Raw genomic sequence first — 15,796 nt, 5'->3', positions numbered from 1 at the left:
TTGGCGATGCATCCCAATGATGATGACCGCACCCAGTTCATGCCGCGCCCGGGTGGCCGAGAGCCTGCACCCGCGCGTGCCGAACCTGCGCCGCTGTCGATGCCGGCTGCGCCGATCCTTACCGGCAAGAGCCAGGGCCTCAACCCGCTGGAAAGTGCCGCCGGCCCGTTGCTGGCGTTGTTGACGCGGTTGCGCAACACCATCGCCCATCCCGCGCCGGCCAGCCTGCGTGCGCAGTTGCTGGCGTACCTGCGCCAGTTCGAAGAACGCGCCGAAGCCGCCGGTGTGGCACGCAATGAAGTGCTGTTGGCCCGTTACGCGCTGTGCACTGCCTTGGATGAAGCGGTGCTGAGCACGCCGTGGGGCAGCACCAGTGACTGGGGTAAGCAGAGCCTGCTGATCACCGTGCACAACGAAGCCTGGGGTGGCGAAAAGGTTTTCCAGTTGCTTGACCACTGTCTGCAAAGCCCACGGGAACGCCTGTACCTGCTGGAGCTGTTGTACCTGTGCATGTGCCTGGGTTTTGAAGGGCGTTACCGCGTGATGACCGACGGGCGCAGCCAGTTGGAAGCCTTGCGTGAACGCACCGCCGCAGCGATACGCAGCGCCCGTGGCGAGCACGAGCGTGAGCTGTCGCCGCACTGGCGCGGTGTGACCGTGGCCCGTGATCGCCTGGCGCAATTCATGCCGCCATGGATTGCCGTGGCGATTGGCTTGGCGCTGCTGTTGGCGTTGCTGTTCGGCCTGCGCATGAAGCTGGCCTCGGACGCAGAGCCGGTGTTCAAGAATATTCATGCCCTGGGCGAGATCCCGGTGCAGGCCATCGACCGTCCGGTGGCGCAGCCCAAAGTGATTGAGCGCCCGCGCCTGGCCGGGTTCCTGGCCGATGACATCAAGGCCGGCCGCGTGGCCGTGGAAGACAAGGTTGACCGCTCTGTGGTGACCATTCGTGGCGATGAGCTGTTCGCCTCGGCCAGCTCCAGCATCGTCGATGACTACCAACCGCTGATGCTGCGCATCGCTGACGCCATTCGCAAGGTCAAGGGCCAGGTGCGTGTCACCGGGCACAGCGACAACCGCCCGATTGCCACGTTGCGCTTCCCGTCCAACTGGGCGTTGTCCGAAGCCCGGGCCAAGTCAGTGCTGGAAATTCTCGCGGCCAAGACCGGCCAGGCCGAGCGCTTCAGTGCCGAAGGCCGCAGCGACACCGAGCCGTTGGCCACCAACAGTACTGCCGAAGGCCGTGCCCGCAATCGTCGGGTTGAAATCACCGTATTGGCGGAGGGCGTCGAGTGAAGGCGTTTTTCAGTTTCATGATTCGCTGGGTGATCCCCGTGCTGGGCCTGATTGCCCTGAGCCTGATCATCTGGTTTGTTGGCCCGCTGCTGGACGTGCTGGTGCCCGAAGGGCGCCGTTGGGCGCTGATCGTGCTGGTGTTTGCGCTGTGGGTGGCCTACCGCGTGTTCCGCATTATCCAGGCCAGTCGCCAGGCCGCCGAAGTGATGCGCAGCCTGGCCGCAGAAACCCCGGTCGACCCCAACAGCGTTGCGACCGCCGAAGAGCTGTCCACGCTGCGCCAGCGCATGGACGAAGCCCTGGCACTGCTGAAAAAGGCCAAGCTGGGCGGCGATGAGCGCCGCAACCTCTACGAGTTGCCGTGGTATGTGATCATCGGTCCGCCGGGCTCGGGCAAGACTACCGCGCTGGTCAATTCCGGGCTGCATTTCCCGCTGGCGGCGCAATTGGGCGCCGGTGCGGTGCGGGGCGTGGGTGGTACGCGCAACTGCGACTGGTGGTTTACCGACCAGGCCGTATTGCTCGACACCGCTGGCCGCTATACCACCCAGGACAGCAACTCCACGGTGGACAAAGCCGCCTGGCTGGGCTTTCTCGATTTGCTGAAAAAGCAGCGTTCGCGCCGTCCGATCGACGGGGCGTTTATCGCCATCAGCCTCTCGGATCTGCTGCTGGGCACCGACGCCGAGCGCGCAGCCCATGCCGCCGCGATTCGCCTGCGCATCCAGGAGCTGTATACGCAGCTGGGCGTGCGTTTCCCGATCTACCTGATGCTCACCAAGCTCGACCTGGTGCCGGGCTTCATGGAGTTCTTCGACAACCTGAGCAAGGAAGAGCGCGCCCAGGTGTGGGGCATGACCTTTGCCCTGGACGACGGCAAAAACAGCGACAGCCCGCTGGCGCACCTGCAAAGCGAGTTCGCGGGCTTGGAGCAGCGTCTCAACGAACGCCTGGTCGAGCGCTTGCAGCAGGAACGCGACCCGGCACGACGCGATCTGATCTACGGCTTCCCGCAGCAGTTCGGCGCGCTGAAAGATTGCCTGCAAAGCTTCCTCGAAGGCGTGTTCAAACCCAACGCTTTTGAAGAGCGCGTGTTGCTGCGTGGCGTGTACTTCACCAGCGGCACCCAGGAAGGCAGCCCGATTGACCGCCTGATCGGTGCCATGGCCCAGAGTATGAACCTGGACCGCCAGCACCTGGCGCGCCAGAGCGGCACCGGGCGCAGTTACTTCATCGAAAGACTCTTCACCACCGTGGCCTTTGCCGAGCGTGGTTTGGTGGGTGTGAACCCGAAGGTCGAACGGCGTCGCAAGTGGATTGCGCGTGGCGTACTGGCGGCCACCGTCGCGCTGGTGGTGGTGGTCAGCAGCCTGTGGTGGGTGAGCTATCGCGCCAACCAAGCGTATATCGCCCAGGTCGATCAGAAGGTCGCGCCACTGGGCCAGACCGTACAGAACCTGAGCCCGGCACAACGGGAAGTGCTCGCCGTGCTGCCGTTGCTCAACGCGGTGAAGAACCTGGCGGGGGACTCACCGAGCTGGTCCGAAGGGCTGGGGCTGTACCAGGGCGATATGCTCGAAGCCGAGTCCGCCAGCGTGTACCGCAAACTCTTGATCGCCGTGTTCGCGCCACGCCTGGTGACGCGTATCGAAGAGCAACTGCACGGCGGCGGCAACTCGGACTTTCTCTATGAGGGCCTCAAGGCTTACCTGATGCTCGCCGACACCGAGCATTACGACCCGGACTTCATCAAGGCCTGGATCGCCCTGGACTGGGACCGCAACCTGCCCCGCGACCTGCCGGCCGACCAGCGCCAGGCCCTGGCTGGGCACTTGCAAGCGCTGTTCGAACGTCACCCGCCGAGCGCGCGCCTGGACCCACGCCTGATCGACGACCTGCGTCGCCAATTGCAGCAATTGCCGGTAGCCCAGCGCGTGTACGACCGCGTCAAGCGCCAGAAGCTGCCCGAGGGTATCCCGGACTTTCGTCTCAATGAGGCCGCCGGTCGCGATGCCGCACTGGTGTTCAGCCGCAAGAGCGGCAAGCCGTTGGGCGAGCCGTTGAGTGGTTTCTTCACTGCCAAGGGCTATCGCCAGGCGTTCTTGCTCAGCAGCCTGAACCAGGCCGGCACCCTGGCCGAAGAGCAATGGGTGCTGGGCCATGAACAGGCCGACCAGCAGAACGTGGTGAGCCTGGCCGCCGACGTGCGCCGCTTGTACTTCCAGGATTACCAGCGCCAGTGGGACGCGTTGCTCGCCGACATCGACTTTGTGCCGATCACCAGCGTGGCACAGGCCGCCGATGTGCTGCGGGTGATTTCCGGGCCGACTTCGCCGCTGAAAAAGCTGTTGGTGGCGGTCGCCAGGGAAACCGACCTGCAAGCCGAAGAACGCCAACTGGCCGCCAAAGGCGTGCCGGTGGAAGGCGGCGTGGACAAGCTCAAGGAGCGCCTCGGCAGTTTGCTGGGCGAGGCACAACCGACGGCGAATGCCCCGGCACCGGCGGATGATCCGGTGACCGCGCACTTTGCCGAACTCAACAGCATCGTCAGCAAAAACGAAGGCGAACTGGCGGCCATCGACGGCCTGCTGTCGGATATGAATGCGCTGTATGTGCAGGTCAGCGCCATGGTCGGTGCCAGCGGCGATGCCTTGCTCGGCGAGGCCAAGAACCAGGCGGCGGCTGCCGCCACGCGGGTCAGCCTGAACGCCGAGCGCCAGCCGCCGCTGGTGCAGGGCATGGTCAAGTCGGTGGTCAATTCCACCACCAACAGCATGATGGGCGGGGTGCGTAACCAGCTGAACGCGGCCTGGGTCAGTGAAGTGGTCAACGTGTATCGCCAGTCGTTGGCCGGGCGCTACCCGATGTCGCCGGGCAGTGCGCGGGACGCCACCCTGGATGACTTCGGCCAGTTTTTCGGTGTGGGCGGGGTGATGGACAACTACTTCCGCAAATACCTGCAGCCCTATGTGGACACGTCGGCACAGACCTGGCGCTGGCAACCGGGGGCGGCGCAGAAGCTGGGAATTGCTCCTGGCGTGCTGCAAACCTTCCAGCGGGCGGCGACGATTCGGGACGCGTTCTTCCGCTCCGGTGGCACCCAACCCATCGTGCGTTTCGAACTCAAGCCGGTGTCGATGGACCCCACCATCACCCAGTTCCTGCTTGATCTGGACGGCCAGCAATTGAGCTACGACCACGGCCCGAGCCGGCCGGTGGCGATGCAATGGCCGAACCCCGGCAGCATTGGCGTGGTGCGTATTTCCATCATGCCGCCGTCGGCCAGTGGTCGCTCCGGTATCACCCTGGACGGCCCGTGGGCCTGGTTCCGTCTGCTGGAGCAATCAGACCTCACGGCAGGCAACTCGCCGGACCGTTTCAACCTGCGCCTGCGGGTCGATGGTTCGAGCATCGCCTACGAGTTGCGCGCCAACAGTGCGTTCAACCCATTCAAGAGCCGCGTGCTCAGCGGCTTCAGCCTGCCGGAGCGGCTATGACGGCCCTGGGTTTCTACGGCAAGTTGGCCAGCCGCGGGGACTTCGTCAGCCGCGCCTTGCCCCAGAGCTTTATCGGCCCGTGGGACAGCTGGCTGGCAGCGGGTTTGCTCGCCAGCCAGAACAGCCTCGGCGCTGACTGGCTGAATGCGTACCTGGTCAGCCCGTTGTGGCGTTTTGTGCTGGCGCCGGGCGTGTGCGGGCCGGATGCGGCAGCGGGCGTGGTGATGCCGAGCATTGACCGGGTTGGGCGGTATTTTCCGCTGGCGGTGGTGACCTTGCTGGATCACGACACCAACCCGGCGTCGCTGGTGGGCGGTTCGGACGCCTGGTTCGAGCAGGCTGAAACCTTGTTGCTCAGCACCCTCGACAGCGGCGCGACCTTCGAAAGCTTCAACGCCGGGCTCGACGAGTTGGGCGTGCCGACCAGCGAGCCGCGGGCGGTGGACAGCCGTTTCGCCGGCCTGCAAAGGGTGGCAGCCACCGTGCCGCACCAGCGTATGACCGCGCTGGCCGAACAGGCGTGCGAGGGTGCAAGCCTGTGGTGGGGGCGAGGTTCGCAGCGTATCTCCCCCGGTTTATTACGGTGCCAGGGCTTGCCTGCCGCCAGCGATTTTGCGCAGTTTTTGCTCGGACAAGAAGGTGTGGTGTAGATGGGCGTGACGTACAAATCCGCGAGCAAAAGCCATGTGGGCATGGTTCGCCAAGTCAACGAAGATGCCTTTCTGGACCTGCCGGAAAACCGCCTGTGGGTGGTGGCCGATGGCATGGGCGGGCACGCGGCGGGGGACTATGTCAGCAGCTTGATCGTCGATAGCCTGCGCCATGTGCCGCTGGGCCGCTCCCTGGACGAATACTCGGCGGCGCTGCGCAATGACCTGCTGCGCATCAACGCGGCCGTGCGCGAAGAAACCGCCAACCGTGGCGTGACCATGATGGGCAGCACCGTGGTGGTGTTCGCCGCGCGCGGCTTGCGCGGGGTGTGCCTGTGGGCGGGCGACAGTCGCCTGTATCGCTTGCGCGACGGCGTGCTGGAAAGCATTTCCCGCGACCACAGCTACGTACAAGACCTGCAAGACAGCGGCCTGCTCAGCGAAGCCGACGCCCGCACCCACCCGCGCTCCAATATCGTCACCCGCGCCATTGGCGTTGAGGCCCAGTTGAACGTCGCCTCGGTGGACCTGTTGATCGCTCCCGGCGACAGCTATTTGCTGTGCAGTGATGGCCTCAACAAAACCGTCGAAGACCACGAAATCCGCGACGTGCTCAGCCATGACGCGCCGGATGAAATCGTGCGCAGCCTGGTGCACCTGGGCCTCAACCGAGGCGCACCGGACAACATCACCACCCTCGTTGTGAAGGTCTCGTCATGAACATCGTCATTCCGGGTTATGACATCGAAGGCGAGATTGGCGAAGGCGCCATGGCCAGCGTGTACCTGGCGACCCAGCGCTCGCTGGAGCGCAAGGTGGCGCTGAAGGTGATGGCGGCGGCGCTGGCGGCCGACCCGAGTTTCTGCGAACGCTTCCTGCGCGAGGGCAAGACCCTGGCGCGCTTGTCACACCCGCACACGGTGACCATCCATGACATCGGCAACGTCGGTGAGCTTTATTACATGGCCATGGAATACCTGCCCAACGGCACGCTCAAGGAGCGCATTGCTGCTGGGCTGACCCCGGAGCAGGGCGTGACGCTCATCCGCCAGATTGCCTCGGCCCTGGGCTATGCCCATGCCCAAGGGCTGGTGCACCGCGACGTCAAGCCGGCGAACATTCTGTTCCGGGCCGATGGCACGGCGGTGTTGTCGGACTTCGGGATTGCCAAGTCGCTGGACGATCGCACCCAATTCACCCAGGCCGGGTTTGCCGTGGGCACGCCGAGCTACATGAGCCCCGAGCAGGCGCGGGGCCAGGAGATTGATGGCCGCGCCGACCTCTACGCGCTGGGCGTGGTGCTGTATGAAATCCTCGTCGGCAAGCTGCCTTACAACGGCACCGATGCGCTTTCCACCGCTCTGGCGCACTTGACTGAACCCTTGCCGGAATTGCCGGTGCATCACGGGCGCTACCAGGGTGTGCTGCGCAAGTTGTTGGCCAAGGACCCGGCGGAGCGTTATCCGGATGCGGCAGCGTTGTTGTTGGCGCTGGATCAACTGCCGGCTGATGAATCGGATGCCACGCTGGTACGGCCGCTGCCGATTCCACTGAGCGTTGATCTGGCGGGCATCACGCCTGTCACCATCGATATCCCGACGGATACACCGCAGCCGCAGCCAATAGTGCGTCAGCCGGTGGTCACGCCGACACAGCACAATGCCCCGTCCGAGCAGCGCCGAGGGCCGGTATTGGCCTTGGCCGCCGTGGCGGTCGCCGTCGCGTTGGCCATCGGTGTCGCCAGCTACTGGTGGTTGAGCGGCGGCGATGAACCGGCCCAGCCGCCAGCAGCCGTGGTGCCCAAGGTGACGCCGCCCGTGGCTGTCGCTGAAGTGGATGGCGGTCAGCGCCCGTTGCTGATGGCAGGCAAGAAAACCTTGTTCCAGCGTGTACTCAGCAAACCCGGCGCCCAGCTTTCAGTGGACGCTGGGAGCCCGCCGGGTAAAGCGCTGCCGGCGTTTTCCGTGCTCTACGTGTATCAGCGCAAAGAGGTCGATGGCAGCCAGTGGGTACGCGTCGGCGCCGCTACCGATGGTCGCAGCGACGGTTGGCTGCCGGCCTCCCAGGTCAGCGACTGGAAACAAAGCCTGGTGCTCAAGTTCACCGAGCGTTCGGGGCGTGCGCCCGTGATGTTCCTGCGCCAGCCCGGTGAGGTGGAAAAACTGCTGGCCGACCCTGCCGCAGCGAAAAGCGCCTTGGCCAAGGCGCAGAACAACCGTGAAGACAACCAGCAAGTTCTGGCCCTGGAACCCACTGCCAGCGCGGTGCCGCAGAACCAGTTCTACCTGTTGCCGATCTTCGATTCCAAGGAGAGCTTCGACGACAACGGCCAGCCGGTGCAGTTGCTCAACGTGGCCTCCATCGACCCAGGCAGCCGCGCCGCTGCCAAACCGGCCAGCCCGACGCTCAGCGCCAATGCCGACGCGTTCCGCACGGCGGTGGTGCTGGTGGTGGACACCACCGTGTCGATGCAGCCCTACATCGACCAGATTCGCGACGTGGTGCATGAGCTGCAAACCCGCATTGCCGAGCGTGGCGAGTTGGACAGCGTCAGCTTCGGCATGGTCGGCTTTCGCAGCAGCATCCAGAAAACCCCGGGCCTTGAGTATGTCGCCAAGACCCTGATCAGCCTCGACCAAGGCCGCGACCCGCAGCGCTTTCTGGATATGGCGCGCCAGGTCAAAGCGTCGACGGTGTCCAGCCACTCGTTCAACGAAGATGCGTTTGCCGGGGTGATGCAGGCAGTGGACGGCATGGATTGGTCCGGCTACGGCGGGCGCATCATCCTGCTGGTCTCCGATGCCGGCGCGCTGCGCAAGAACGACCCGTTCGCCGCCACCCAGATGAACGAAGCGGAAGTGCGCCAGGCGGCGCTGGGCAAGCAGATCAAGATCTACGCGCTGCACCTGCGCACCGACGCTGGCAAGAAAACCCATGCCGGCGCCGAGAGCCAGTATCGCGTTCTCACCGCCGACGCCAACCCGCAGATCGGCGACCTGTACACGCCAGTGCCAGGGGGCGATGTGCGCAAGCTGGGTGAGCGCGTCGATGAGATCGGCACGGTGTTCGCCAACCTGGTGCATCAGGTGCGCAGCAACACGCCGCAGCCAGTGCCGTTGCTCAGTGCCGCGCCGAGTCTGACGGACAAGTCCGCCGCTGTCGGCTATGCCATGCACATGGACTTTCTCGGGCGCAAAACCGCGAGCCAAGCACCGCAATTAGTCAGCGCCTGGACGGCGGACCGCGACCTGACCAACCCGGCGCTGCCAGCGTTCCAGGTGTGCGTGATGCTGACCAAGCTGCAACTCAACGACCTGCAACAATCGTTGAAGTTGATCGTGGATGCGGCGCGCAAGACCCAAAGCTCGCCCAAGGATTTCTTCCAGGAAATCGCCAGCGCCTCGGCCTATATGAGCCGCGACCCGCAGGCCCTGCGCAAGGGCGGCAACCTGGCTGACGGCGGCCTGCTCGGTGAATACTTGGAGGGCCTGCCGTACCGCAGCAAGTCGCTGAACATGACCCAGGACCTGTGGTTGTCATTGAGCGTGGCCGAGCAGGAAGACTTTATCGACGAGCTGGATTCGAAAATCCGTCTGTATGAAACCTTCCATAACGACGTGACCAACTGGGTCCGTTTCGGCGATGCCGAACCGGGCGATGCGTTGTACCGCGTGCCACTGTCGACGCTGCCGTAATGCTGAACCTGAGTGCGGTGCACAAGAGCCGGGGCGTCGGTAGCCAGCGCTACAGCCTGGTGATCCCTGCGTTGCAGCTGGGCGCGGGTGAGCAACTGGCAATTGTCGGTCCCAGCGGTTGCGGCAAGAGCACCTTGCTCGACGTGCTGGCGCTGGTGTTGGCGCCGGATCAGGTGGGGCAGTTTGCATTCAACCAACACGACATCGGCGCGCTGTGGCGTGCCGACCGGCAATCGGCGCTGGCTGCGTTGCGCAGCCAGCATCTGGGCTATGTGCCGCAGACCGGGGGGTTGCTGGGGTTTCTGGATGTGCGCGGCAATATCGCGCTGTCGCGCCAACTGCTGGGCTTGCAGGACGACGGCCGCGTGGCGCGCCTGGCTGAGCAGTTGCAGATCAGCGATCAGTTGGCCAAGCGCCCGGCCGCGTTGTCGGTGGGCCAACGCCAGCGGGTCAGCTGTGCGCGGGCTCTGGCCCATGGGCCGCAACTGGTGCTGGCCGATGAGCCGACGGCGTCCCTGGACCCGCTCAACGCCGAGCGCGTGATGCAGGCGCTGCTGGCCCAGGCGCGCGAACACCGTACGGCCTGTGTGATCGCCACCCATGACGAACCGCTGGCCCGCGCCAGTGGCTTGCAGGTACGACGTATCAGTTGCCAGCGCGACCCAGACGGCGGCGTCACCGCAACCCTCGGGGAGGCGTGCTGATGCGCATCGGCCTGGTTGCTTCGCTTGCGTGGCAGGACTACCGCAACGATGGGTGGCTGTCGGCCTGTTCGGTGTTGGCATTGGTGGCGGTTATCGCGCCATTGCTGGTGTTATTCGGGCTGAAATTTGGACTGGTTAGCAGTTTGACCGAACGCTTGGAGACCGACCCCGCCAGCAGTGAAGTCATCCCGTTGGGCGGTGGTCGATTCAGCGCGGCGTTTATCGCGCAGCTGGGTGAGCGCAGCGATGTCGCGTTTGCTGTGCCGCGCACACGGCAGATTGCGGCCACGGCGCAGGTGGGCACCTTGACCCTGGAAATGCTGCCGACTGCCGCAGGCGACCCGTTGTTGGCAGGCTTGCCGATGCCCCACGGCCTGGACCAGATCGTGCTCAGCCATACCGCCGCCGAAAAGCTCGCGGCAAGGCCCGGTGACTGGCTGGAAACCAGCTTTGCGCGGCAAGTGGCGGGGCGCGTTGAGGCCCAGCGCACGCGGTTGCAGGTGCTGGCGGTGTTGCCGCTGGAGGCGTTCGCTCGCGAGGGTCTGTTTGCCGATCTGGCGTTGCTTGAGGCAGCGGAAGATTACCGCGATGGCCGTGCGGTGCCGGCGTTGGGTTGGGCCGGTGAAGCGGCAAGCGTGAGTGAACAGCGTATCTACCCGGCGTTTCGCCTGTATGCGCGCAGCCTCAGTGATGTGGAACCGTTGCGGGTGTATTTCGCCGGGCAGAACCTGTTGGTTTCAACCCAGGCGCACACCATCGCTCAAGTGCAATCGTTGAGCCGCAACCTGTCGATTGTGTTCTGGATCATCGCCGGGTTGGCGTTGGCCGGGGCGTTTGCGGCGATTTTCGCGGGCACCCTGGCGGCGGTGGCGCGCAAGCATCGGGAACTCTCGGTGTTGCGCCTGCTGGGGTTTTCCACCGCCGCGTTGTTGCTGTTTGTGCTGCTGCAAGCGCTATACAGCGCGGGTTTTGCCGCTGTGCTCAGTGTTGGGTTGTATGGCCTGGCTGAGGCGGCGTTGAACAAGCTTTTTGTGCAGGTGCCAGGCGAGTACGCCAGCCATCTGTTGGCGCGCCATTACGGCCTGGCCCTGGTGGCGGTGCTCGGCGTCAGCGCCGTGGCGGCCGCATGTGGTGGTTGGCGGGTGGCCCGTATCCAGGCTTCTGAAGGAATCAGAGATGTATAAATTATTGGGCGCCTGCGTGGCGCTGAGCGTGGCCTCGCTGGCCTGGGCCGATGAGGCAAGTGACAAGCTCGACAACCCCAAGCCGTTGCCGGACGACGTGAGCCTGCCGCTGCCCTGCGAAGGCAACATGGTATTCCGCTACGCCTACATTCTGGCCCAGGGCACCCTGGATGACCGTGAAATCAACCTGGGCTACCCCTTTGCCGAAGGCGAGGCGGGTTATCAGCAGTCGTTTATTTCCGGCTACCGCCGCGACTTCATCAACGGCCAGTTCACCCTCAAAGACTTGCCCAAAGACTGGAGCAAGGTCATCGCGCCGCAGATGCCGAAGACCGACGCCAAGACCCCGCTCAAGCCCATGCTGTACTTCATTGGCAAATACGAAGTGACTGCTCGCCAATACGCCCAGGTGATGGCCCAGGCGCAGTCCCTGGCCAGCGGCGAACCGGCGCCGGCGTGTGAGGCGCCCACCGGTATGGCCGGACGTTTGCCCAAGGTGAAACTGTCGCGCTTTGAAGCCGAGCGTTTTTCGGCGGTGTACAGCGCCTGGCTGATGAAATACCACCGCGAACTGCTGCCGGTGAGCGGGCGCGGTGCGTCGGCCGAAGACGGTGGCCTGGGCTTTGTGCGCCTGCCCACCGAAGTGGAGTGGGAGTACGCCGCGCGCGGCGGCCAGGCGGTGAGCCGCCAGGACCTGGAAGGCCGCCTGTATCCACGGCGCGCCGAGGGCAGTGAAAGCGATGGCCCGCTGGCCGATTACGCGGTGTTCAACCAAGTGGCCGGCGGCACCGGCCAGGCGGCGCGGTTGATGCCCATCGGCACCAAATTGCCTAACCCCATCGGCATGTTCGACGTGATCGGCAACGCCGCGGAAATGGTCCAGGAATCCTTCCAACTGGTACACGCCGGCCGCCGCCAGGGCACCTACGGCGGCTTTGTGGTCAAGGGCGGCAACTACCTGGAAGGCGAGGGCACGTTGTTCACCGGCATGCGCCGCGAATACCCGCTGTTTGCTGCTGATGGCACCGAGCAAAGCAACGAGACCACCGGTTTTCGCGTGGCGATTGGCGCGTTGTCGGCGCCGCGCTCGCGCTACAAGGAGCTGTTCGCCCAGTGGCAGAAGGAGGGCCGCCTGGCCGCGCTGACCGATGCCATCGACGACGCCCAGGACCCGACCAAACGCCTGGACAGCATCATCGCCGCCAGTGTCGATCCCAAGCTGCAAGCCGAACTGGGCCTGGTTAACGAAGAGCTCAAGCGCAACGTGTCGCTGATCGCCCAGCAACGCGAAGAAGCGGCGGGCAATTTGATCCAGTCGGCGGCGTTGGTGGCCGAGACCATCAGCAACTACAACATCCGCCTGGCCAACCTGCGGAAGAGTCGCCAGCAGGCGGTGGACAGCAAGGACGAGGCCAGCACGCAGCTGTTCGACATGGCCATCACCAATGGACGCAGCGCGTTGGATGGCGCGGTGGCGATTTACATCGACAACCTGGCCACCGGCACGCGCTACACCGATGCGGTGATCCAGGCGCAGTTTCAACGGATCAAGGAAGAGTTGGATCGCAAGCCAGTGCTCGGCAAGAGCCTGGTGACGCGCGCGACACTGTTCGTTCGCCATGTCGGCAACTACCGCAAGCAACAGCGGGCCGACCCGGCAACGATCTTGAAGGAATTGCTCGCAGCGAGCGGTCAGCGGTCTTGATCGTTGGCTGTCTAGCGAGCTTGGAAGGGACTCAGGCGGCGGTGGGCCGTGCTGGGCAAGTCAAACTTAACAGAGATCACATCTATGCTTTTTTCCCGTAAGGCGGTTTCCAAGCGTCACCTGCTGCTGATCGCAGCTGGTTTCAGCACCGTGTTGACTGGTTGCGCTACGTCGCCTGCGTCCAAGGTGGCGTCGAGCACCAAGGTCGAGTACTACCCCAACTGCTACGAGCCGGTGCAGCACCTGCGCGCCACCGATTCGGACATGACCAAGTCGGTCGTCACCGGTGCTGCGATCGGCGCGGCCGGCGGTGCCCTGCTGGGCGCGCTGACCGGCGACAAGGACAGCCGTGGCCGCAATGCCGCGATCGGTGCCGCAGGCGGCGCTCTGGCTGGCGGTGCGGCGGGTTACTACACCGAGCGCCAGAAACAGATCACCGATGACAACCAGCGCATCGCGTCCTACTCCACTGACTTCAACAAAAGCGCCTCGGACATCGACCGCAGCACCGCCTATGCCAAGGCGTCGCAGCAGTGCTACCAGAGCGCATTCACCAAGCTGGTGGCTGATCGCAAGGCCAAGACCGTCAACGACACCGAAGGCCGCAAGCGCCTGGCGGAAATCGTCGCGGGCCTGAAGGAGTCCAATGACCTGATCGTGACGGTCAACGGCAAAGCCAGCGAAGACCTGAACAACTACACCCAGGCCTACGAGAAAGACCTGCAACAGGTCGGCGTACAGCGCAGCGATGTGGTGACCGTGGCCACCGCCGATACCACGCCAGTGGTCGCTCCGGCCAAGGGCAAGAAAGCCGTCAAGCCAGCCAAGAAGCCGGTTCTGCCGACAGTGCCGAAAGAAGCGGTCACCACCGAGCGCAGCATCCAGACCGTGCAGGCCAAGCAAGCTGAAAGCAAGCAGGTCGCCAGTGCGGGCAAGACCCAGATCGAAGCAACCTGCCGCAATCCAAACCTGGCCGACTGGGCGCCAGTGCCTTGCCCTAACGTTTAAGTACTTGTTGCTATAAGCGTTAAACGCCAACCGATCTGCGCCTAAAGCGCGAGATCGGTGGCGTTCCTTTTGCAAATCGTTACACTGCTGCGGCCACTCCAATAAATACACCGAGGCCGTGTGCATGAAATTTCGTCTTCTCCTGTGGGTGCTGGGCCTGATGATGGGCAAAGCCAGCCGCACCAACCCCGCCTTCCAGCAGCAACTGGGTGACAAAGACCTGGCCTTCCAGCTGCAGACCCTCGACGGCAAGGTTGCCCGTCACTTCATCGTCAAAGACCAGCGCATCACCAGCCGCTCAGGTGTCCACCCGGCGCCGGCCTTCGCGATTGCCTTCAAGGATGCCGCCTACGGCTTCGCCACGATGCAGGCAAAGAACAAGCAACTGGCGTTCATGACGGGGATTCAGGACAAGTCGATCCAGATCAAGGGCAACCCGGCACTGGTGATCTGGTTCCAGGGCCTGACCAAGTATTTGAAGCCGAAGAAAAAGAAGTAGGTGGTCAGGTAGACCGAGTTGACTTCATCGCAGGCAAGCCAGCTCCCACAGTTGACCGTATTTCAACGTTGGAACGCGGTCACTGTGGGAGCTGGCTTGCCTGCGATAGCGGTGCAACAGGCGCCAGATTTACCCCTGGCTGAACTGCGAAGCCAATTCGCGCAACAGCACTTCGGCATCCAGCACTTTACCCACCACGTCCTCGGCCTTCTCGCGGCTCAGGCCCAGGCGCTCCAGCAATGCGTCCGGAATGGATTCATCCGGCCCGGAGCCGATCCCCCGGCTGCGCAACAGGCGCACCGCCAGGCACACCAGGTTTGGGTACTCGGCGTATTGCCCGTCATACGTGGGGTCGTGCTGGAAGCGCAGGGCGGTGCACAGTTCGTCCGGCATGTCCCAGTAGCGCATCAGCCAGGCGCCGATCTGTTCGCGGCTGATGCCCAGCAAATGTTGCTCGACGTAGCTGTGGCACAGGTGCGGGTTGACCTCCAGGTGGCGGCAGATCAGCGAGAAGTGCGGCGGAAACACGTGGGCCAGCAGCAGGTAGCCGAAGTTGTGCAGCAAACCTGCCAGGTAGGTCAGGCCGGCTTCCGGGCGTTGGGCGCGGGGCATGGCGCGGGTCAGGCCCTCGATCACGGCGGCGGTGTAGATCGACTGGTGCCAGTACGGCGTGGACAGGTGCGGGCGGTCCTTGGGCAGACTCAGGGTTTTGCCCAGGGCCAGGCCCAGCGCCAGGTTGATCACAAGATCAAAGCCCAGCACGCGCACGATGGCGTCTTCGACTGAGCGGATCTTGCCCGGCGAGGCGTAGTAGGGCGACGCGGCCCAGCTTACGACCTGGGCGGCAAGGGCCGGGTCGGTTTCCACCACGCCAGTAATGTCGTCGATGGTGGCGTTGGGATCCACGCGCAGCTTGATGATCTTCTGCGCCGTGTCGGCCAGCGGCGGAATTTCGATGGTCGCTTCCAGGCGTTGCTGGATACGGCGAGCGGTGAAGGCTTGCATCGCCTGGGTGATTTCCTCGCGGTCATCATTGGGGCGGTCGAGGTTCGGACGGATGTTGCTCAAGGGCTCACCGAACTGCGCGGCGCTGGCCTTGGTGAGCAGGCTCTTGAAGGCGTCGGTGGGGATTTCCAGCAACAGCCCGGCTTCGCCCGAATGCACCAGCAGGCTCGGCTCATTGAGCAAGCGGCCTTCGTACAGGCACGGCGAACTGGTCAGGGGCGGCAAGCCCGGCAGCAGGCTCAGGTCATGCTTGCCCAGCATGCGCTCGACCCGCTCGGGGGCGACGGCCGTGAGGCGGCGACCGGTGAGTTCGGCGAGGCGGTTGAGGTCCAGCAATTGGCTTTGGGGGAACAGCACCATGAGCGCGCCAACCGCATCTTCAAGCAACACCGCCTGGACCTTTCGGGCAGGGTTCAGGCCAGGCTGTTCGATAACTTCCGTGTAGGGGATGGCGAGCTTTGCGAGCAGCGCCCGAATGACCGGCGGGGCGGTCAGTGGGGCTGTGGCGAGGGCAACTTCTGACATGGCCTGATCCAATTTCTTACATTCATTG

The 15,796-nt window shown here is 64.2% G+C and carries 11 protein-coding genes; 10 read left to right on the top strand and 1 reads right to left on the bottom strand.

Annotated features, from left to right (window positions below):
- Positions 1–6: 6 nt before the first annotated feature.
- The 10 genes from CLM72_RS27815 (at position 7) to CLM72_RS27770 (ending at position 14,238) form a co-directional block, all read left to right on the top strand.
- Positions 7–1,296 carry a DotU family type VI secretion system protein gene (locus CLM72_RS27815; RefSeq protein WP_054896050.1) on the top strand — a complete coding sequence of 430 codons (1,290 nt, stop codon included), beginning with the start codon at positions 7–9 and terminating at the stop codon, positions 1,294–1,296.
- Entirely contained in the window at positions 1,293–4,793 is a 3,501-nt protein-coding gene (gene tssM, locus CLM72_RS27810) for a type VI secretion system membrane subunit TssM (protein ID WP_105228972.1), read from the top strand. Before CLM72_RS27815 ends, tssM begins: the two co-directional genes overlap by 4 nt.
- Positions 4,790–5,443 carry a type VI secretion system-associated protein TagF gene (tagF, locus tag CLM72_RS27805; RefSeq protein ID WP_105228971.1) on the top strand — a complete coding sequence of 218 codons (654 nt, stop codon included), beginning with the start codon at positions 4,790–4,792 and terminating at the stop codon, positions 5,441–5,443. The genes tssM and tagF overlap by 4 nt, the downstream gene beginning before the upstream one ends.
- The gene (locus CLM72_RS27800; RefSeq protein ID WP_105228970.1) at positions 5,444–6,163 is read left to right on the top strand and encodes a PP2C family serine/threonine-protein phosphatase; all 720 of its coding nucleotides are present in this window, start codon (positions 5,444–5,446) and stop codon (positions 6,161–6,163) included. It abuts the gene before it with no gap.
- Entirely contained in the window at positions 6,160–9,138 is a 2,979-nt protein-coding gene (locus tag CLM72_RS27795) for a serine/threonine-protein kinase (RefSeq protein ID WP_105228969.1), read from the top strand. The genes CLM72_RS27800 and CLM72_RS27795 overlap by 4 nt, the downstream gene beginning before the upstream one ends.
- Complete coding sequence (locus tag CLM72_RS27790; RefSeq protein WP_060763895.1) at positions 9,138–9,842, top strand: ABC transporter ATP-binding protein; 705 nt, start codon at positions 9,138–9,140, stop codon at positions 9,840–9,842. Before CLM72_RS27795 ends, CLM72_RS27790 begins: the two co-directional genes overlap by 1 nt.
- Positions 9,842–11,026 carry an FtsX-like permease family protein gene (locus CLM72_RS27785; protein WP_105228968.1) on the top strand — a complete coding sequence of 395 codons (1,185 nt, stop codon included), beginning with the start codon at positions 9,842–9,844 and terminating at the stop codon, positions 11,024–11,026. The genes CLM72_RS27790 and CLM72_RS27785 overlap by 1 nt, the downstream gene beginning before the upstream one ends.
- Complete coding sequence (locus CLM72_RS27780; protein ID WP_105228967.1) at positions 11,019–12,731, top strand: SUMF1/EgtB/PvdO family nonheme iron enzyme; 1,713 nt, start codon at positions 11,019–11,021, stop codon at positions 12,729–12,731. Before CLM72_RS27785 ends, CLM72_RS27780 begins: the two co-directional genes overlap by 8 nt.
- 84 nt (positions 12,732–12,815) lie before the next feature.
- Positions 12,816–13,739, top strand: coding sequence for a type VI secretion system-associated lipoprotein TagQ (tagQ, locus tag CLM72_RS27775; protein ID WP_003195532.1), 924 nt, complete (start codon positions 12,816–12,818; stop codon positions 13,737–13,739).
- 124 nt (positions 13,740–13,863) lie between these two features.
- Positions 13,864–14,238, top strand: a complete 375-nt coding sequence (locus CLM72_RS27770; protein ID WP_003195530.1) for a hypothetical protein — start codon at positions 13,864–13,866, stop codon at positions 14,236–14,238.
- Positions 14,239–14,367: 129 nt separating this feature from the next.
- Here CLM72_RS27770 and CLM72_RS27765 read toward each other — a convergent pair whose 3' ends face one another.
- On the bottom strand, positions 14,368–15,768 hold the full coding sequence (locus CLM72_RS27765; RefSeq protein WP_032894530.1) for an aminoacyl-tRNA deacylase and HDOD domain-containing protein: 1,401 nt from the start codon (positions 15,766–15,768) through the stop codon (positions 14,368–14,370).
- Between the last annotated feature and the right edge of the window lie 28 nt (positions 15,769–15,796).

Source organism: Pseudomonas sp. MYb193, assembly GCF_002966775.1.
In the GTDB taxonomy this organism is placed as follows: Bacteria; Pseudomonadota; Gammaproteobacteria; order Pseudomonadales; family Pseudomonadaceae; genus Aquipseudomonas; species Aquipseudomonas paracarnis.
The sequence above is the reverse complement of the archived record's forward strand: the minus strand, read 5'-3'. Positions and strand labels throughout refer to the sequence as shown.